We start from the raw sequence: 17,361 nt of genomic DNA, 5'->3' as shown, positions 1-17,361 counted from the left end.
GTCATGCAGGTTTTATGGGAACCGTTGCATCAGCGCCCCATCAGCCAGATCGTCAGCATGATGACGGCCACGGCGATGGCCTGCAGGCCCACGCGCCAGCGCATCAGGGTCTGCGACCGGCTCGAGCTGCCACCCCGCACCATGTTGGCGAGACCGAGGAAGAGCACGATCGCCACCGCGGCGAGGGCGACCGGCAGGAGGAACTGGGCGAACGTCAGCATGGGAATCCTTGGCGGGAGGAGCGGCACGGCAACGGCATATGGCGCGGTCGGCCGACCCCACAAGGGGACGGGCGGCCACGCGGCGTCAGGCGGGGCTGAGAGCGCTGCGGATCGCCGAAAGGCCGAGGGCGAGGCCGCGCTGGTCGATGCCGTGCGCGACGCCCGGACAGACGTGGAAGGCGCACGGCACGCCCGCCTCCCCGAGCGCCGCCGCGGCCCGGTGCATGAAGGCGATCGGCAGCACGTCGTCCCGGTCGCCGTGGATCAGCGTCACCGGCGGGCGTGCGGTGATGCCGGACAGGTCCTCCGGATCGGCGAGGAGGCCGGAGTAGCCCACGATCGCGGCCGGGCCGACGGTGCGCCTGAGGCCGGCGTGGAGCGCCATCATGGTGCCCTGGCTGAAGCCGACCAGCACCAGCCGGTCGCCGGCAAGCCCGAGCCGGGCGAGCTCCGCGTCCAGGAAGGCGGCGAGCGCGGGCCCGGCCGCCTGCACGCCGCGCCGGTACTCGGCGGGGTCGCGGAAGGTGAGCGGGAACCACTCCCGGCCCATGGCCGACATGCCGCACGGGCTCGGCGCGTGCGGGCTCGCGAACGCGACGGAGGGCAGATGCGGCGCGAAGGCGCGTCCGATGTCGATCAGGTCGTTGCCGTCCGCCCCGTAGCCGTGGACGAGGACCACGAGGCCGGTGGCTTGGCCGCCGGCGGCGGGGGCGAGGCGGGGACCATCCAGGGAACTCATCGGCGTCTCCGGTTGAAGCGGGCGTCAGACCGGAACGGCGGCGCGGCCCTCCCGGCAGACCTTGTGGTAGGCCCAGAAGAGCTTGGCCGCAACGCCCCGCCACGGCGACCAGGCCTCGGCCATCTGCCGCATCTCCTTCTCGGTCGGCCGGGCCGGAAGGCCGAGGCCCTCCATGGCGGCCACCTGGAGGGCGAGGTCGCCGGCTGGAAAGACGTCCGCGTGCCGGGCGCAGAAGAGAAGGAAGATCTCAGCGGTCCAGCGACCGATTCCCGGCAGGGCGACGAGCGCCGCGACCGCGTCGTCGGCGGGCGCCTCCGCGAGGGCCTGCAGGTCGAGCCCGTCCCGGACGGCGGCCGCCACCGCCCGCAGGGTCCGGGACTTGGCGCCGGACAGGCCCGCCGCCCTGAGGGTCGCGTCGTCGGCGGCGAGCACGGTCTCGGCGGTCACCGTGCCGAGGGTCTGGTCCAGCCGGTTCCAGATCGCGGTGGCGCTCGCCACCGACACCATCTGGGCGACGACGATTCGGGCGACGCCCTCGAAGCCGGGCGGCCGGTGGCGGATCTCCACCGTGCCGCAGGCCTCGCGAAGCGGCCCGAGGCGCGGATCGGCAGCCACCAGGGCGTCGAGGCCCTCGGTCATGTCGTCGGCGGAAAGGAGGAGGCGCATGGGCGGTTCTCGGCATCACGTCCGGCAAGGGCGCCGGCGGCGTGCCCGAAAGCCACGCTCGCGGCTGCCGGTTCCGCCGGATGGCGAAGAGGCTGTAGAAGAAGTCCCGGACCCGCAAGGGGTCGTCTGCGCTCGCCCGGACGCCGTGGCGGGATCACCGGGAGGGCATCATGGCCGGACGGAACAGCGAGGCGCTTCGGTGAGCATGGATGGGCCGGTCTACCGCTTCGCGCCGTCGCCGAACGGCGACCTCCATCCGGGGCACGCCCTGTCGGCCTTCCTCAACCAGGAGGCCGCCCACCGGACCGGCGGCCGCCTCCTGGTGCGGATCGAGGATATCGACGGCGAGCGCTCCCGCCCGGTCTTCGTTCAACGCATCCTCGACGATCTCGACTGGCTCGGCGTCCCCTACGAACGGCCCGTGCGGCGGCAGTCCGAGCACCTTGCCGCCTATCGGGCGGCGCTCGATCGGCTGAACGCCCTCGGTCTCACCTATCCGTCCTTTGCGAGCCGCGCGGCCGTGAAGGCGGCCATCGCCGAGGCGGAGGCCCGCACGGGCGTTCCCTGGCCGCGCGATCCGGACGGCGCGCCCGTCTATCCGGGGCTCGACCGGGATCTCGATCCGGCGGTGGCGGCGGGCCGCATGGCCGCCGGCGAGCCCCACGCGCTGCGTCTGAGGATGGACCGGGCGGCCATGCTCGCGGGGCCACTCGCCTGGACCGAGCTCGGCGCCGGCCCGGACGGCCGGACCGGCCGGATCCCGGCCGATCCGCGCGCCTGGGGCGACGTCGTCGTCGCGCGCAAAGACGCGCCGGCGAGCTATCATCTCGCCGTGGTGGTTGACGACGCCGACCAGGGCGTCACCGAGGTGATCCGCGGGCAGGACCTCTTCTTCGCCACCGCCGTGCAGCGGCTCCTGCAGGCGCTCCTCGGCCTGCCGGAGCCGGTCTACCGGCACCACCGGCTGATCCTCGGCGACGACGGACGCAAGCTCTCCAAGTCCGCCGGCTCGACGAGCCTGAGGGCGCTCCGGGACGCCGGCGCCAGCCCGGCGGACATCCGCCGCATGGTCGGGCTCTGACGGCGGACGGCGGACGGCGCCTCGGCCCGGTCCGTCGTCTCAGCCGGCCACGTCGGCGAGGAGCCCGGCCGCCACGGTGAAGCGCGCCACGCTCGGCGTCCCGGCCAGGAGTTCGGCGATGGTCGCGGAGGTCCGGTCCACCGCCTCGCGATTGTCGGCGAGCCAGGCTTCCACGCCCGCGCCGTTCATCCCGCGCGCGACGGCGGCGGTCGCCATACGCCGGTGCGCCTCGGCGAGGGTCCGGCGGGCGCGGTCGAGCGCGAGGCCCTCGTAGTAGTCGGCGGGCTTCAGCCGGGTCGCCAGGGCGTCGATGCGGTCGATCCGGAACAGGCGCGACACCGCGGCGGTCGCCTCCGCGGCGGCCGCGATCGGCCGTCCGGCCGCCTCGGCCACCCGGATCACGTCGAGCGCGCCCACAAGCCGGGAAAGCCGCGCCGCCCGGGCGGCGAGGGCCGCCGGCACGCCGGCGCGTGTGAGGGCGCCCGCGTCCGCCGCCTCGGCCTCGGACAGGGGCTCCTCGTCCATCAGGACCGCATAGTCGGCGATCCCCGGCTTAAGCCGGGCGATGCGGGCGTCGAGGCCGCCGGTGGCGTCCGCGTTCCTGAGGATCCAGAGCGGCGCCTCCAGGAGCACCGTGCGGATTCGGCCGTAGAGGTCGTTCTGGACCGCGCCCGGCACCTTGGTGTCGAGAGCGTCCACCGCCTCCACCAGGGCGTCCACGTCGAAGGCGGCCCGCGCCACCGCCCAGGCCTCCACGATCTCGCCCGCCGAAGCGCCGGTCTGGTCGGCGAGCCGCACCGTCACGGTCGGACCGGTGAGGTTGACCACCGCGTTGGCCACCACCGTGGCGACGATCTCGCGGCGGAGCCGGTGGGCCAGGATGTCGGCCCGGTAGGCATCCCGCATGGCGGCGGGGAAGTAGCCGATGAGCGTATCCGTGAAGGCCGGGTCGTCCGGCACCCGGCTCTCCAGGAGATCGTCGAAGAGCACGATCTTGGCATAGGCCATGAGGACGCCGATCTCGGCGCGGGTGAGCGGCCGCCCGGCCTTCTCGCGGGCGGAGAGGGCGGCGTCGTCCGGCAGGGTCTCCACCGCCCGGTCCAGGCGGCCTCGGCTCTCCAGCCACTGGATCAGCCGGCGCTGGTGGCCGAAGTCGGCCATGCCGGCCGTCTCGGCCACGGACACGCAGAGGCTCTGGCGGTAGTTGTTGGCGAGCACCAGCCGGGCCACGTCCGGGGTCATCGCGGCGAGCAGGCGGTTGCGGTCCGGGATCGTCAGGCGGCCGTCGCGGACGGCCCGGCCGAGGGCGATCTTGATGTTCACCTCCACGTCGGAGGAGTTGACGCCGGCGGAATTGTCCACCGCGTCCGAATTGGAGCGGCCGCCCTTCAGGTTGTAGGCGATGCGGGCGCGCTGGGTCATGCCGAGGTTGGCGCCCTCGCCGATCACCTTGGCGCGGAGGTCCGCCGCGGTCACCCGGATGGCGTCGTTGGCCCGGTCGCCCGCGTCCGCGTCGGTCTCCGTGTCGGCGCGCACGTAGGTGCCGATGCCGCCGAACCACAGGAGGTCGGCGGGCGCCTTCAGGATCGCCCGCATCACTTCCTGCGGGGTGGCGCGGGCCGTCTCCAGGCCGAGGGCCGCCTGCGCCTCGGGCGAGAGCGCGATCGCCTTCAGGCTGCGGGAGAAGACGCCGCCGCCGGCGGAGATCCGCGTCGCGTCATAGTCGGCCCAGGACGAGCGGGGGAGGGCGAACAGGCGCTCGCGCTCCTGGTAGGACGTCTCCGGGTCCGGGTCCGGGTCGATGAAGATGTCCCGGTGGTCGAAGGCGGCGATCAGGCGGATCTTCCGCGACAGGAGCATGCCGTTGCCGAACACGTCGCCCGACATGTCGCCGACGCCCACCACCGTGAAGGGGGTGGTCTGGATGTCGGTGTCCATCTCGCGGAAGTGGCGCTTCACGGCCTCCCAGGCGCCGCGGGCGGTGATGCCCATCTTCTTGTGGTCGTAGCCGGCGGAGCCGCCGGACGCGAACGCGTCGGAAAGCCAGAACCGGCGGGCGTCCGCGATGCCGTTGGCCGTATCCGAGAAGGTGGCCGTGCCCTTGTCGGCGGCGACCACCAGGTAGGGGTCGTCGCCGTCGTGGCGCACCGTGCGGTCCGGCGGCACCACGGCGTCGCCGGACAGGGTGTCGGTGAGGTCCAGGAGCGTGCCGACGAACAGCCTGTAGGCGGCGGTCCCTTCCTCGAACACCGCCTCGCGCGGGCCGGCGGGCAGCTTCTTCGGGAAGAAGCCGCCCTTGGCGCCCACCGGCACGATCACGGCGTTCTTCACCTGCTGGGCCTTCACGAGGCCGAGCACCTCGGTGCGGAAGTCCTGCGGCCGGTCCGACCAGCGCAGGCCGCCGCGGGCCACCTTGCCGAACCGCAGGTGCACGCCCTCCACCCGGGGGGAATAGACCCAGATCTCGGCGAACGGACGCGGCGCCGGCAGGTCGTCCACCTTCGTCGGGTCGAACTTCAGGGCGATCACCGGGTGGGGCCGGCCGTCCTGGCCGAGCTGGTAGAAGGTGGTCCGCATCGCCGCGCGGACGAGATTGGCCATCCGGCGCAGGATCACGTCGTCGTCGAGGCTGGTGACCGCCTCCAGGGCGGCGTCGAGGTCGGCCGCCACCCGCGCCTCTGCGACGGCGCGGTCTCCGGCGAGGTCCGGGTCGAAGCGGGCCCGGAACAGCTCCAGGAGCACGGCCGCGATCGCCGGATGCCGGTTCAGCGTGTCGGCGATGTAGCCCTGCTCGTAGGGGATTCGCGCCTGCTGCAGATAGCGCGACAGGGCGCGCAGGAGCGCGATCTCCCGCCAGGCGAGATCGGCCGAGACGAGGAGCGCGTTCAGCCGGTCGCTCTCCGCCTCGCCGAACATCACCGCCATGGCGAGTGCCCGGAGCGGCTCGGCGAACCGGTCGAGCGGCACCTCGCGGCCGTCCGCCCGCACCAGGCGCATGTCGTGGATCACCGTGCCGGCCTCCGGCAGCGGCACGTCGAAGGTCTGCTCCTCGATCACCCGGAAGCCCATGGCCTCCAGCATAGGCACCCGTTCCGACAGCGGGACCGGGCCGCCACGGTGGTAGAGCTTCATGGCCACCTCGCCGGCCGAGGCGTCGCGCGGCACCCGGAAGGCGATGGCGGTGGTCCGGGGAGCGGCGAGCCGGTCGAGCGCGGCCGCGTCGTCGAGAGCCTCCTTCTGGTCGTAGCTGTCCCGGTAGGCGGCCGAGAAGGCCCCCGCCCAGCGGTTCACCATCAGTTGCGCCTGGTCGGCGCTGAAGCGATGGCGCGCGGCGTCCTGGAAGGCGTCGCCCCAGGTGCGCACCAGGGCGGCGACGCCCGCCTCCAGCTCCGGCCGGGTCGGGTTCGGCGTCTCGCCGCCGTCGCGGCCGATGATGAAGTGGATGCGGGTGAGGGTGCCTTCCGGGAAGAACGGATAGAAGGCCGAGACCCGGCCCCGGTAGATGGCGCCGAGGAAGTCGCCGATCCGGATGCGCACCTCGGTGGTGTAGCGGTCGCGCGGCACGAACACCAGGATGGAGACGAAGCGGTCGAACTTGTCCCGGCGGGGCAGCACGCGGATGCGCGGCCGCTCGTCGAGCTCCAGGATCGCGATGGCGAACTCGTAGAGCGTGTCGAAGTCGATCTGGAAGAGGTCGTCGCGCGGGTAGTTCTCCAGCACGGCCGCCAGCGTCTTCGCCGAATGGCCGGCCGGGTCGAAGCCCGCCTTGGCGATCACCCGCTCCACCTTGTTGCGAAGATAGGGGATGACCCGGGCCGAGCGGGTGTAGGCGGTCGCCGTGAAGAGGCCGACGATCCGCACCTCGCCCTTCAGCGTGCCGGCGCCGTCGTAGCGCTTGATGCCCACGTAGTCCATGTAGGCGCGCCGGTGCACGCGGCTCTTCACGTTGGCCTTGGCGACGATCAGCGCCTCCGGCCGGTTCATGAAATCGCGGATCTCGGGCGTCACCTGCACCAGTTCGCGCCCGCGCCGGAGCACCCGCACGTCCGGGTCCTTCAGGATGCCGAGGCCGGTCTCCGGCTTCAGGGCGATGCGGTCGGCCTCGCCGGTCGCCATCTCGACATCGTATTCGCGGCAGCCCAGGAAGGTGAAGTTGTCGTCGGCGAGCCAGTCCAGGAAAGCCACCGCTTCCGCCACCTCCTCGGCCGGCAGGGGCGGTGGGGCGGCCCGGTAGTCTGCGATCACGCCGGCGAGCAGCGCCCGCATGGCCGGCCAATCGGTCACGGCCGCGCGCACGTCCCGCAGCACCGTGTCGAGCCGGGCGGCCAGCTCGTTGCGGGTCGCCGCGTCCGGCACCCGGGCGATGTGGATGTGGATCAGGCTCTCGCGCACGCTGCTCGGAGCGCCCGGTTCGGCGAAGCCCAGGAAGCCGCCGGTCTCGTCGCGGAGCACGCTGAGGATGGGATGGACGAGAAGGCGCACGTCCACGGCGCTCTCGGCGAGCTCCTGCATCACCGAGTCCACCAGGAAGGGCATGTCGTCGTTGAGGATCTCGATCACGGTCACCGCCGTGTGGGCGGTGCCGGCGGCCGGATGGTCCGGGTCGAACACCGTCACCCGGTGGTGCCCGATGGTGCGCCCGGCGAGATCCGCCATGGCGGCCTCGGCGAGGGCCACCAGCTCGGCCGGCGTGTAGACCGCCACGTCCTCCGCGGCGCCGCGGGCGAAGAACACGCGCACGAAGTCGGCGAGGTCCGTCTGGCCGCGCGTCGTGGCGATCGCGGCGGCTTCGTCGATCCGGGCGTCCTTGAGGAGGTCGAAGGTCTGCGGCATGCAAGGGTCTCCGGATCCCTCGCGGAGGGGCCGGCCGCCCGGTCCCGTACCCGTCGGGGATCCCGATCCTTGTAGCGCGCCGCGGCGGCCTTTGTTCAATGCCGAGTGAGTCTGCCGGTTCGAAAAACGGAATAGATGGCCGGAAAGCGCCCAATCGACGGCGCCCGACCCCGCGGTTCATTCCGCAGCGCCGGGTGCTCGCGACATGATTGCATGTGCTCGCTCATGTTATTCACACGAGCAAAAATCCGTATAAACTCCCTTGGCATGCCTATCATTCGTATGCATCGGGGGGACGACATGTCGTTTTTGGTGAAATCCCATGTCCTGCAGTTTGCCGGCCAGCCGGTCCCGTTCGACCGGTCGCCCAACCGCGGCGGGGCCTTGAAGCCGCTCTACCTCATCATCCACTACACGGCCGGGACCACCGCGTCGGGCGCGGTGTCCTGGCTCACCAACCCGGAGGCGAAGGCCTCGGCGCACATCGTCCTCGATCCGGCCGGCGCCGCCACGCAGCTCGTGGAGTTCAACAAGGTCGCCTGGCATGCCGGCCGCAGCAGCTGGCAGGGGATCGAGGGGCTCAACGGCTCGTCGATCGGGATCGAGATCGTCAACGCGGGACGGTTGACGAAGAAGGCGGACGGCACCTGGCAGACCAGCACGGGCAAGCCCGTCCCGGCGTCCGACGTGGTGATCGCGCGCCACAAGAACGAGACCGGCGAGGCCGGCTGGCACGAATACACGGCCGCACAGATCGATCAGACCGTCGCCATCGGCCAGGCGCTCCATGCGGCCTACGGCTTCCTGGACGTGCTCGGCCATGACGACATCTCGCCCGGCCGCAAATCCGATCCCGGCCCGGCCTTCCCGCTCGATGCCGTCCGCACCCGCATCCTCGGCCGGGCCTGACCGGGCTTGAGGCGCCGCCGGGCGTTCCGGGCCGGGAACGGCGCGGGCCTCACCAGCCGCCGGACGCCCCGCCGCCGCCGGAGGATCCGCCGCCGCCCCGGAAGCCGCCCGACCGCCGGTCGGACGAGCGGCTGCCGGTGCGGGAGCCCCGGTTCGGCCACAGGGGATCGCGCATCGCCCGCTCCCGCCGCCGGGCGAGGCGGCGGGCGCGGCGCTCCGGCCAGATCCAGTCGGCCACCACGCGCCAGATCATGATCGCCGCCACCAGGCCGAAGACGCCGAAGACCATCAGGGTCTCCACCCGCTCGGCTTGCCGTTCGCGCGCCTCGTAGGCGGCGACCCGCTCGGCGAGATCCGCCGCGTCGCCGGAAAGCGCGCCCGCGATCGCCTCCGCGCCGGCCACCACGCCGCCCGGCAGGTCGCCGTCGCGGAAGCGGGGCAGGATGTCGGTCTCGATGATCATCCGGGCGGTGGCGTCGGTGAGGACGCCTTCCAGCCCGTAGCCGACCTCGATCCGCACCCGCCGCTCCGTCGGGGCGACCAGCAGGAGGACGCCGTTGTTCTCCTCCTTCTGGCCGAGGCCCCAGGTCCGGAACGCCTCCACGGCCACGTCCTCGATCGGCCGCTCGCCGAGGCTCGGCAGGGTGGCGACCACCAGCTGGTCGCCGGACGTCCGCTCCATGGCCTCCAGCCGCCCGGTGAGGCGCGCCTCCACGTCCGCCGGCAGCACGCCGGCGGCGTCCACCACCCGGCCGGTGAGGGGCGGCACCTGGGCGAGCGCCGGCGCGGCGAGGGCCACGAGGGCGAGCACGAGGCCGGCGAGGAGGACGCCGGTCAGGGCGGCCGCGCCGACCGGCCGCGCGCGGCGCCCGGCGAACGGAGCGGCCGTCATGGGAAGCTCACCTTCGGCGGCGTCGCCGTTTCGGGGGCGGCCGTGAAGGTCGCCATGGGCTTGGCGTCCGGATAGAGGAAGGAGGCCCACAGCCGGCCCGGAAAGGTGCGCAGCTCCGTGTTGTAGAGGCGGACCGCCTCGATGTAGTCCCGCCGGGCGACGGCGATGCGGTTCTCCGTTCCCTCCAGCTGCGACTGGAGGGCGAGGAAGTTCTGGCTGGACTTCAGGTCCGGGTAGGCCTCGCTCACGGCGAGAAGCCGGGCGAGGGCGCCGCCGAGGGCGCCCTGGGCGGCCTCGAAGCGCTTCAAGGCGTCCGGGTCGGACAGGGCCTCCGGCGGCAGGGTCACCTGGGTGGCCTTGGCGCGGGCCTCCACCACGGCGGTCAGCACCTCCCGCTCCTGGGCGGCGAAGCCCTTCACGGTCTCGACGAGGTTGGGGATGAGGTCGGCGCGCCGCTGGTACTGGCTCTCCACCTGCGCCCAGGCGGCCTTGGCCTGCTCCTCGTAGGTCGGGATGCTGTTCATCCCGCAGCCGGCGAGGAGGAGACCCATGAGGGCGACGACGAGAAGGCGAAGCGGCGGACGGACGGCGGCGGCGGTCATTCGGGTCTCCGCGGAAAATGGAGCGGCTCGGCACCGGACGATGATCGGCCCGCCCGGCTTCGGCAAGACCCCGCGCCCCTGGAAGACCGCCGGACCGAGGCCCGTCCCCGGCGGGGCGGCCGGTGCCGGCGCCGCTCTGGGGCGGCCCCATGAACAAAAGGGCCGGCGCGGCGCCGACCCTTCGTCCAGAAGCTCCGATGTCGGGCTTGCCCCGGCGGGCGGCGTCACTCGGCGGCGGTCTTGGCCTTCTTGGCGTTCTCGATCGCCTCCAGGATCAGCGAGCGGGCCTCCTCGGCGTCGCCCCAGCCGATCACCTTCACCCACTTGCCGGGCTCCAGGTCCTTGTAGTGCTCGAAGAAGTGCTCGATCTGCTTCAGCGTGATGTCCGGCAGGTCGGTGTGGCTCTCGACCTTCTCGTAGCGCTTGGTCAGCTTGCTGGCCGGCACCGCGATGATCTTCTCGTCGCCGCCGCTCTCGTCCTGCATCTTCAGCACGCCGATCGGGCGGCAGTTCATGATCGCGCCCGGGATGATCGCGCGGGTGTTGCAGACGATCACGTCGATCGGGTCGCCGTCGTCCGACAGGGTGTGCGGCACGAAGCCGTAGTTCCCCGGGTAGCGCATGGAGGTGTAGAGGAAGCGGTCGACCCAGAGCGCGCCGGCCTCCTTGTCCATCTCGTACTTGATGGGCTCGCCGCCGAGCGGAACCTCGATGATGACATTGATGTCGTAGGGCGGGTTCTTGCCAATCGGCACGGCGTCGATGCGCATGGTCGAGTCTCCAGATCCTTGCTCGAACGGACTGCGCTTCTCATGCGCAGGATGGGGCTGTTTAGCCGTTTCCGGGCCTGCCGCCAAGTCCGCCTTTGTGCGATGCAGCAAACCCGGGAGCCGGACGGACCCGGTCCGCGCCGGACGGCGGACCCGGCTCCTGTGCCTTTCCGGCAGCGCGGGCGTGCTTTCGCTCGCGGCTCCGCTCCAGCCCTTGACTCTTTCGGGCCGGCTCGGAATCTATGAGAACATAAGTGGAACAAAGAGAGTTTGAGAGAGCATGCAGCCGCGCGTCCGCCCTCAGGACGCGGGACGGATCCGTGCGTTCCTGCGCGACCGGCCCGCTCCCCTTCCGCTCCCGGCCTTCCTGCCGGAGGCGGCGGACGGCTGTCCGGACGGCGACCCTGCCGGCCGCCCGGAGGTGGTCCCCGGCGGTTCGGCGCCGCCCAGCCTCGACGACCTGCGGCGCGCCGTGGCGGTTCTGGAAGGGCGGATCGCCCCGGCCGCCCGCCTGGAGGCGCCGCGCCCGTCCGCGCCGCCGGCCGGCGGGATGGCGGATCCGGGCGAGGCGGCCCGTCCAGGCGAGGCGGGCGGGCGCTTCCGCCTGGGCGCGCCGGCCTTCGACGGCCTCTTCGCCGGCGGCCTGCCGCTCGGCGCCCTCCACATGGTGCGCACGGACGAGACCCGGGCGGCCGGGGCCGCCTGCGGCTTCCTGGCGGCGCTCGCGGCCAGCCTCGGCGAGGGGCGGCGCGGGCCGGTGCTCTGGGTGCGCGACGTCCGGGCCGCCCGCGAGGCCGGCCGGCCGGCGGCGCTCGGCCTCGCCCAGCTCGGCCTCGACCCGTCGCGCGTCCTCGTCGTGGAGGTGGGCCAGCCGGCGGACGTCCTCTGGGCGGTGGAGGAGGGGCTCGGCTGCCCGGGCCTTTCCGTGGTGATCGGCGAGATGCAGGGCCTGCCGCGGGCGCTCGACCTCACCGCCTCGCGCCGGCTGGCGCTGCGGGCGCGGGAGAGCGGCGTGCCGCTCTTCCTGGCGCTCCAGGGGGCGCCACCCGGTCCGTCCGCGGCGGCGACCCGCTTCCTGGTGGCGCCACGCCCGTCCGAGCCGGTGGACGGCTTCACCGAGGGGGCCGGCTTTCCGGCCTGGACCCTCGTCCTGGAAAAGAACCGCGACGGCCGCACCGGCCGCCTGGACCTGGAGTGGAACAGTGACGAACGCCGCTTCAAAGACCTCGCGCCGCGCCCGCTTCCTGTCGATCTGGCTGCCCCGGCTGCCGACCGATCGTCTCGCCCGCCTCCGGCTGGGGCGGTCGTGGCGTTCCAGGCCGGCCGGCGCTCCGGCTGAGCCGCCCCGGGCGCAGGTGGAGACCGTCGCCGGCGCCGTCCGGCTCACCGCCGTGGACGACGCCGCCCGGGCGTCCGGCGTCCGGCCCGGCCTCAGCCTCGCCGACGCCCGGGCGCTGCTGCCCGCCCTTGCGGTGGACGACGCGGACCCGGCCGCCGACGCGGCGCTCCTCGCCGCCATCGCCGACTGGGCCGACCGCTACACGCCCCTCGTCGGCCTCGACCCGCCCGACGGGCTGGCGCTGGACGTGGCCGGCTGCGCCCATCTCTTCGGCGGCGAGGCGGCCATGCTGGCGGACATGACCGGGCGGTTGGCCGCCCAGGGCTTCGCCGTCCGGGGCGCGGTGGCCGACACGGTGGGCGCCGCCTGGGCGCTCGCCCGCTTCGCCCCCGCCGGCGGGCCGGGGCCCGGACCGGTGGCCGAGCCGGGCGGCCACGGCCCGCTCCTCCTCTCCATGCCGCTCGCCGCCCTGCGCCTGCCGGCCGAGACCGTGGCGGCGCTCGACCGGGTGGGCCTGAAGCGGATCGCCGACGTGGCGGAAGCGCCGCGGGCGCCGCTCACCGCCCGCTTCGGCCCGCTCCTCGCCCGCCGCCTGGACCAGGCCTTCGGACGCGAGGGGGAGGCGATCACGCCGCGCCTGCCGGCCCCGTCCGCCATGGCGGAACGGCGCTTCGCCGAGCCGGTCACCCAGCTCGACGCCGTGGAGGCGACGGTGGTGTCGCTCGCCGGCTCCCTCTGCGAGGGCCTGGAGGCCCGGGGCGAGGGCGCCCGCCTCGTTGAGCTCGCCCTCTTCCGGGCGGACGGCCACGTGACGCGGGTGGAGGTGGGCACCGCCCGGCCGGTCCGGACCCCGAAGGCGCTCGTCGGCCTCATCGGCGAGCGGCTCGCCACCCGGGCGGGCGGCGGCCTCGATCCGGGCTTCGGCTACGACCTCGTCCGCCTGACGGTGCGGCTCGCGGCGCCGCTCGACGCCGCCCAGGCGGACCTTTCCGGCGACGTGGACCGCTCGGTGGAGGTGGAGCGTCTCGTCGACCGGCTCGGCGCCCGCTTCGGCCTTTCGGCCGTCACCCGCTTCCTGCCCCTCGACAGCCACGTGCCGGAGCTCACCGCCGCGCTCGCCCCGGCGGCGGCCGTCGCCGAGCGGGCGCTCGCCTTCGCGGACGCGCCCCGGCCGGACGCGGGCGAGCCGCCGCGCTTTCCGGTCCGCCTCCTCGGCGAGCCGGAGCTGGTGGAGACCGTCGCCGGCGTGCCGGACGGCCCGCCCCTGCGCTTCCGCTGGCGGCGCGTGCTCTACGACGTGGTGCGGGCGGAGGGTCCGGAGCGGATCGCGCCCGAGTGGTGGAAGGGCGAGGCGGCCTTCACGCGCGACTATTTCCGGGTGGAGGACGCGGACGGCCGGCGCTTCTGGATGTTCCGCGACGGCCTCTACGTGCGCGAGGTGGAGGCGCCGCGCTGGTACATGCACGGCCTCTTCGCCTGACCGGGAGAGGGCTGGCCGGCTCGGGAAGCGGTGAGACCGGCCGGATCCCGGCCCCGCCGCCGGGCTTCGGAAGAAGAGCACGGCGTCGCCCGAAGGCCGAACCGGAAAGGAAGGCGCCGCCGGAACGGGACCCGCACTGGAAGGGAAGGCGGCACCAGAAGGAACGCCGCGCCGGAAAGGGACTCCGCCCTGGAAAGGAGGGCGGTCCTCAAAAGAACGCTGCGCCGGAACGGGACCCGCACTGGAAAGAAAGGCTGCCCGCCGCCGCTCAGCCGGCGTCCCAGCCGAACACCAGCACCGGCAGCACGGTGTCGCCCACCCGCTCGCCCGTCTCCACCACGGTGCGGCCGCCGAGCCGGCGGTAGAAGCCCACCGCGCCGTCGTTGGCGCGCAGCGCCCGCACGGCGAGGCCGTTGAACTTCAGGTCGCCGAGGGTGCGCCGGGCCGCCTGGAACAGCCGCCGGCCGAGGCCGAGGCCCTGGTACTGCGGCAGGAGATAGATTTCGTAGATCTCGCCCTTGTAGGGCAAGGTGCGCATGCGGCTGGGACCGACGGTGGCATAGCCCACCACCTGGCCGTCCACCTCCAGCACCAGGACCATCACGTGCCGGCGGATGGCCTTGGACCACCAGGCGGGTCCGCGGCGCTCCACCATGCGTTCAAGGTCGATGCCCGGGAGAATCCCCCGGTAGGCATAGCGCCAAGCCTGGTCGTGCACGGCCGCGATGCCTGCGGCATCGTCCAGCCGGGCACGCCGGATATCGATCGACACGGTGCTCATGGGGATGAGCTTAACCCGTCGATGGCGGCCGGGAAAGTCGGAAACGATCCCGATCCTCCCATCGGACGCGGTGCCGCGATCACGGTTGCGCGCGTGTCGCCGACGCTCTCGACGGGGCCGGGCCGCAGGCCCCGGACGCGCCACGGCCCGCCGAAGTGGGCCGTGGACGGGTGTTCGCGTGTCGCCGGGCGATGCTCAGAAGAGGCTGCCGAACGGCCAGAAGGACGACTTCGCCGGAGCCGGCGGCGTGGCGTCCGCCACCGCGGCCGGCGCGGGGGCCTCCGCCGGCGTGGTCCCGGCCGGAGCGGCTCCCGCCGCCGCGGCCGCCGCCGGCCGCGCGCCGGTCGGGAGCGCGGCCGCCGGAGCGGCGGTCGTCGGGACAGCGGCCGTCGCCGCCGCGGCCGGGGGCTCGGTCGGCACCACCGCCGTCACGGCGGCGCTCGCGTCGGATCCGGCGGTCGGCGCGGCGGTCGCCACCGACCCGGCGAGCGCGCCGTCGTCGGTGGAGGCGGCCTCGCCTCCGAAGGAGAAGAGGCGCGAGAACATGGAGCTGCTCGTCCGCGCCTGGGTGGCCTCCGCCGGCGCCATGGCGAGGGCGGTGGTGTCCACGCGCGGATTGCGGCGCGGCAGCGGCTCGCCGTTCGGGCCGGTCGTCGGCAGGGGCGCGGCGGCGGCCATGGTCGCCGTCGTCTCGGCCACACTCCCCTCGGCCACCGTGGCTTCGGCAGGGGCCGGCTCGGCGGAGCCGCCGAACAGGGAGGCCAGCGCCTTGCCGCGCTCCTGCAGCAGCAGGCGGCGCTCCTCGGCGACGCGGATCTCCTCGGCCTTGCGGGCCGCGATCATCATCTCGCGCTCCTCGGCGGCCTTCTTCTCGCCGTCCAGCCGCTGGGCGATCACCATGGCCTTCTGCTCGTCCTCGGCGGCCTTGCGCTCGGCCGCCATGCGCAGTTCCTCGGGCACCTCCAGCACGGGGCAGTCGCGCACGGGCGACATCTCCACGCCGTCCTTGGGCTTGGCGTTGAACACGTAGCGGCGGCCGCACACGTCGACCTTCGGCTCCATCCGGGTCAGCTCGAAGTGGTCGTAGCCCACCTTCAGCATCTTCCAGAACGGCATGTTCGGGTCGTTCCAGTGCCGCGCCATGTTCTCCGGCGTCAGGCGGAACGGGTAGGCCTGCAGCTGGAACGACCTCTGCCCGCCCCGGAAGGCGTCGCGGGCGATGGCGTAGATCTCCTGGATCTGCTCGTCCGTCATGGCGTAGCAGCCGCGCGACGAGCAGGCGCCGTGCACCATCAGGGCGGTGCCGGTGCGGCCGTTCGACCGGTCGTAGGCGTTCGGGAAGCCGGTGTTGAACGCCAGATAGTACTGGGAGTTCGGGTTCATCAGGGCCGGCGTGATCGTGTAGTAGCCCTCGGGGGCCTGCCGGTCGCCTTCCCGGATCTTCGGGCCGAGGTTGCCCGACCACTTGCAGATCTCGTAGCTCTTCACCAGCACGTAGCGGCCGGCCTTGTCCTTGCGCCAGACCTCGAAGGCGTTCTCTTCCTTGAAGATGCGCATCAGGACCGGCGCGGTGGTCTCCACCCCGAGCTTGGCCATGGTGGCCTTGGTCTGGGCCGACACTTCGCGAAGATGCTTCGGCCCGTAGCCGAGTTCGTCCGCCTGGCAGCCCATCAGGACGCCGGTGAGGAGGGCCGCGCCGAGAAGACGGGCAGCCGCCCGCCGCAAAGTCGTGGAAGCCATGATATTCCTGCCTGATCGCCCGGTCGTCGGAAACGAGGGATGCCCCACCAGCCCCTCGGACAAGCCTGAATTCATCCTTGACGGATACCCTTACCAGACCGTTACCGGAACGGATCGTATGCGGTATCCCATATGAAGGATGTCACCCACATTCACAGCATCCGCCGAAACCGGCCGCCGACGCAACCCCCCGGGCAACCCGGGCCGCCTCGCCGCGGCCGTCCCCGGTCCGACCGGAGACGTCGCGGGCGGTCAGACCTTGAGCTCCCGCCCGATGGCCAGGAACTTGTCGCGCCGGGCCTTCTTCACGTCGGCCGGCGACAGGGCGGAGAGCTCGGCCAGGGCGCCCTCCAGGGTTTCGCCGGCGGCGGCGATCACCGCCTCCGGGTCCCGGTGGGCGCCGCCCATGGGCTCCTTCACGATGCCGTCGATGATGCCGAAGCGCATCAGGTCCTGGGCGGTGATCTTCATGCCGGTGGCCGCGTCCTGGGCCTTGGCGCTGTCCTTCCACAGGATGGAGGCGGCGCCCTCGGGCGAGATCACGCTGTAGATGGAATGCTCCAGCATGTAGACGCGGTTGCAGGTGGCGACCGCGATGGCGCCGCCGGAGCCGCCCTCGCCGATGACGAGCGCCACGTTCGGCACCGTCAGCTTCAGGCAGGCCTCGGTGGAGCGGGCGATGGCCTCGGCCTGGCCGCGCTCCTCCGCGTCCACGCCCGGATAGGCGCCGGCGGTGTCCACGAACGAGATCACCGGCAGGCGGAACCGCTCGGCCATCTCCATCAGGCGGATCGCCTTGCGGTAGCCTTCCGGCCGCGCCATGCCGAAGTTGTGCTTGATCCGGCTCTGGGTGTCGTTGCCCTTCTCCTGGCCGAGGACGGCCACCGGGCGACCCCGGAACGAGCCGAGCCCGGCCACGATCGCGGCGTCCTCGCCGAACGAGCGGTCGCCCGCGAGCGGGGTCCAGTCGGTGATCAGGCCCTGGATGTAGTTGAGCGCGTGGGGCCGGTCCGGATGGCGGGCCACCTGGGTCTTCTGCCAGGGCGTCAGCTTGGCGTAGATGTCCACCAGCGCCTGGGCGGCCTTCGCCTCCAGCTTGGCGACGTCGTCGTCGATGGCCACGGCCTCGCCCGACTGGGACAGCGCCTTCAGCTCCTGGACCTTGCCTTCCAGGTCGGCCACCGGCTTTTCAAACTCGAGATAGCTTCGCATCCGTCTCTCAATGGTCACGCGCCGGCCGACGGCGGTCGGCGGGAAAGGCGCACCGCGTCACGGCAGGCACTGCCCGGCGGGGGGATCGCGACGGCG

General features: G+C 73.1%; 14 protein-coding genes. 4 read left to right on the top strand and 10 right to left on the bottom strand.

What is annotated here, in order from left to right; translation table 11 throughout:
- Nucleotides 1-29: 29 nt before the first annotated feature.
- The 3 genes from HND91_RS00495 to HND91_RS00485 all read right to left on the bottom strand — a co-directional run bounded on the left by HND91_RS00495 (nt 30) and on the right by HND91_RS00485 (nt 1,626).
- Nucleotides 30-221: a twin transmembrane helix small protein gene (locus HND91_RS00495; protein WP_181704558.1), complete on the bottom strand. Its 192-nt coding sequence runs from the start codon at nt 219-221 to the stop codon at nt 30-32.
- A gap of 85 nt (nt 222-306) precedes the next feature.
- Complete coding sequence (locus HND91_RS00490) at nt 307-960, bottom strand: alpha/beta hydrolase (protein WP_181704557.1); 654 nt, start codon at nt 958-960, stop codon at nt 307-309.
- 24 nt (nt 961-984) lie between these two features.
- Nucleotides 985-1,626, bottom strand: a complete 642-nt coding sequence (locus tag HND91_RS00485) for a DNA-3-methyladenine glycosylase family protein (RefSeq protein ID WP_181704556.1) — start codon at nt 1,624-1,626, stop codon at nt 985-987.
- A gap of 205 nt (nt 1,627-1,831) precedes the next feature.
- Between HND91_RS00485 and gluQRS the strand changes: the two genes are divergently transcribed.
- Nucleotides 1,832-2,707 carry a tRNA glutamyl-Q(34) synthetase GluQRS gene (gene gluQRS / locus HND91_RS00480; protein WP_181705167.1) on the top strand — a complete coding sequence of 292 codons (876 nt, stop codon included), beginning with the start codon at nt 1,832-1,834 and terminating at the stop codon, nt 2,705-2,707.
- A 39-nt stretch (nt 2,708-2,746) separates the two neighbouring features.
- On the opposite strand, the gene HND91_RS00475 is transcribed toward gluQRS, so the two are convergent.
- Nucleotides 2,747-7,540, bottom strand: coding sequence for an NAD-glutamate dehydrogenase (locus HND91_RS00475; RefSeq protein WP_181704555.1), 4,794 nt, complete (start codon nt 7,538-7,540; stop codon nt 2,747-2,749).
- Between the two features lie 312 nt (nt 7,541-7,852).
- Between HND91_RS00475 and HND91_RS00470 the strand changes: the two genes are divergently transcribed.
- Nucleotides 7,853-8,449, top strand: a complete 597-nt coding sequence (locus tag HND91_RS00470) for an N-acetylmuramoyl-L-alanine amidase (RefSeq protein WP_343057002.1) — start codon at nt 7,853-7,855, stop codon at nt 8,447-8,449.
- Nucleotides 8,450-8,498: 49 nt separating this feature from the next.
- On the opposite strand, the gene HND91_RS00465 is transcribed toward HND91_RS00470, so the two are convergent.
- From HND91_RS00465 to ppa, 3 genes are all read right to left on the bottom strand, one after another.
- A complete protein-coding gene (locus HND91_RS00465; protein WP_181704553.1) occupies nt 8,499-9,341 on the bottom strand; it encodes a TPM domain-containing protein in 843 nt (280 codons plus the stop codon).
- Entirely contained in the window at nt 9,338-9,943 is a 606-nt protein-coding gene (locus HND91_RS00460) for a LemA family protein (protein WP_181704552.1), read from the bottom strand. Before HND91_RS00460 ends, HND91_RS00465 begins: the two co-directional genes overlap by 4 nt.
- A 224-nt stretch (nt 9,944-10,167) precedes the next feature.
- Nucleotides 10,168-10,713, bottom strand: coding sequence for an inorganic diphosphatase (gene ppa / locus HND91_RS00455; protein WP_181704551.1), 546 nt, complete (start codon nt 10,711-10,713; stop codon nt 10,168-10,170).
- Nucleotides 10,714-10,993: 280 nt separating this feature from the next.
- Here ppa and HND91_RS00450 point away from each other — a divergent pair, with 280 nt between their 5' ends.
- Both HND91_RS00450 and HND91_RS00445 read left to right on the top strand, forming a co-directional pair.
- Nucleotides 10,994-12,052 carry an ImuA family protein gene (locus HND91_RS00450; RefSeq protein WP_181704550.1) on the top strand — a complete coding sequence of 353 codons (1,059 nt, stop codon included), beginning with the start codon at nt 10,994-10,996 and terminating at the stop codon, nt 12,050-12,052.
- A 16-nt stretch (nt 12,053-12,068) separates the two neighbouring features.
- Nucleotides 12,069-13,532 (top strand): Y-family DNA polymerase, encoded by a 1,464-nt coding sequence (locus HND91_RS00445; RefSeq protein WP_343057059.1) that lies wholly within the window; start codon nt 12,069-12,071, stop codon nt 13,530-13,532.
- 268 nt (nt 13,533-13,800) lie between these two features.
- Here the strand turns inward: HND91_RS00445 and HND91_RS00440 are convergent, their stop codons facing one another.
- The 3 genes from HND91_RS00440 to HND91_RS00430 form a co-directional block, all read right to left on the bottom strand.
- A complete protein-coding gene (locus HND91_RS00440; protein WP_181704549.1) occupies nt 13,801-14,313 on the bottom strand; it encodes a GNAT family N-acetyltransferase in 513 nt (170 codons plus the stop codon).
- A gap of 195 nt (nt 14,314-14,508) precedes the next feature.
- Nucleotides 14,509-16,053: a L,D-transpeptidase family protein gene (locus HND91_RS00435; RefSeq protein WP_181704548.1), complete on the bottom strand. Its 1,545-nt coding sequence runs from the start codon at nt 16,051-16,053 to the stop codon at nt 14,509-14,511.
- Between the two features lie 252 nt (nt 16,054-16,305).
- Nucleotides 16,306-17,265 carry an acetyl-CoA carboxylase carboxyltransferase subunit alpha gene (locus HND91_RS00430; RefSeq protein WP_181704547.1) on the bottom strand — a complete coding sequence of 320 codons (960 nt, stop codon included), beginning with the start codon at nt 17,263-17,265 and terminating at the stop codon, nt 16,306-16,308.
- Nucleotides 17,266-17,361 lie beyond the last annotated feature (96 nt).

It is taken from the genome of Chthonobacter rhizosphaerae, assembly GCF_013839525.1.
GTDB lineage: Bacteria > Pseudomonadota > Alphaproteobacteria > Rhizobiales > Pleomorphomonadaceae > Chthonobacter > Chthonobacter rhizosphaerae.
Note: the sequence above shows the minus strand (reverse complement) of the source record. Positions and strands in the feature narration are given on the sequence as shown.

Bases quoted from the DNA above. Each gene is read 5' to 3' on its own strand.
- HND91_RS00495 (WP_181704558.1), bottom strand. From the start codon at position 221: ATGCTGACGTTCGCCCAGTTCCTCCTGCCGGTCGCCCTCGCCGCGGTG.
- HND91_RS00490 (WP_181704557.1), bottom strand. From the start codon at position 960: ATGAGTTCCCTGGATGGTCCCCGCCTCGCCCCCGCCGCCGGCGGCCAA.
- HND91_RS00485 (WP_181704556.1), bottom strand. From the start codon at position 1,626: ATGCGCCTCCTCCTTTCCGCCGACGACATGACCGAGGGCCTCGACGCC.
- gluQRS (WP_181705167.1), top strand. From the start codon at position 1,832: ATGGATGGGCCGGTCTACCGCTTCGCGCCGTCGCCGAACGGCGACCTC.
- HND91_RS00475 (WP_181704555.1), bottom strand. From the start codon at position 7,540: ATGCCGCAGACCTTCGACCTCCTCAAGGACGCCCGGATCGACGAAGCC.
- HND91_RS00465 (WP_181704553.1), bottom strand. From the start codon at position 9,341: ATGACGGCCGCTCCGTTCGCCGGGCGCCGCGCGCGGCCGGTCGGCGCG.
- HND91_RS00460 (WP_181704552.1), bottom strand. From the start codon at position 9,943: ATGACCGCCGCCGCCGTCCGTCCGCCGCTTCGCCTTCTCGTCGTCGCC.
- ppa (WP_181704551.1), bottom strand. From the start codon at position 10,713: ATGCGCATCGACGCCGTGCCGATTGGCAAGAACCCGCCCTACGACATC.
- HND91_RS00450 (WP_181704550.1), top strand. From the start codon at position 10,994: ATGCAGCCGCGCGTCCGCCCTCAGGACGCGGGACGGATCCGTGCGTTC.
- HND91_RS00440 (WP_181704549.1), bottom strand. From the start codon at position 14,313: ATGAGCACCGTGTCGATCGATATCCGGCGTGCCCGGCTGGACGATGCC.
- HND91_RS00435 (WP_181704548.1), bottom strand. From the start codon at position 16,053: ATGGCTTCCACGACTTTGCGGCGGGCGGCTGCCCGTCTTCTCGGCGCG.
- HND91_RS00430 (WP_181704547.1), bottom strand. From the start codon at position 17,265: ATGCGAAGCTATCTCGAGTTTGAAAAGCCGGTGGCCGACCTGGAAGGC.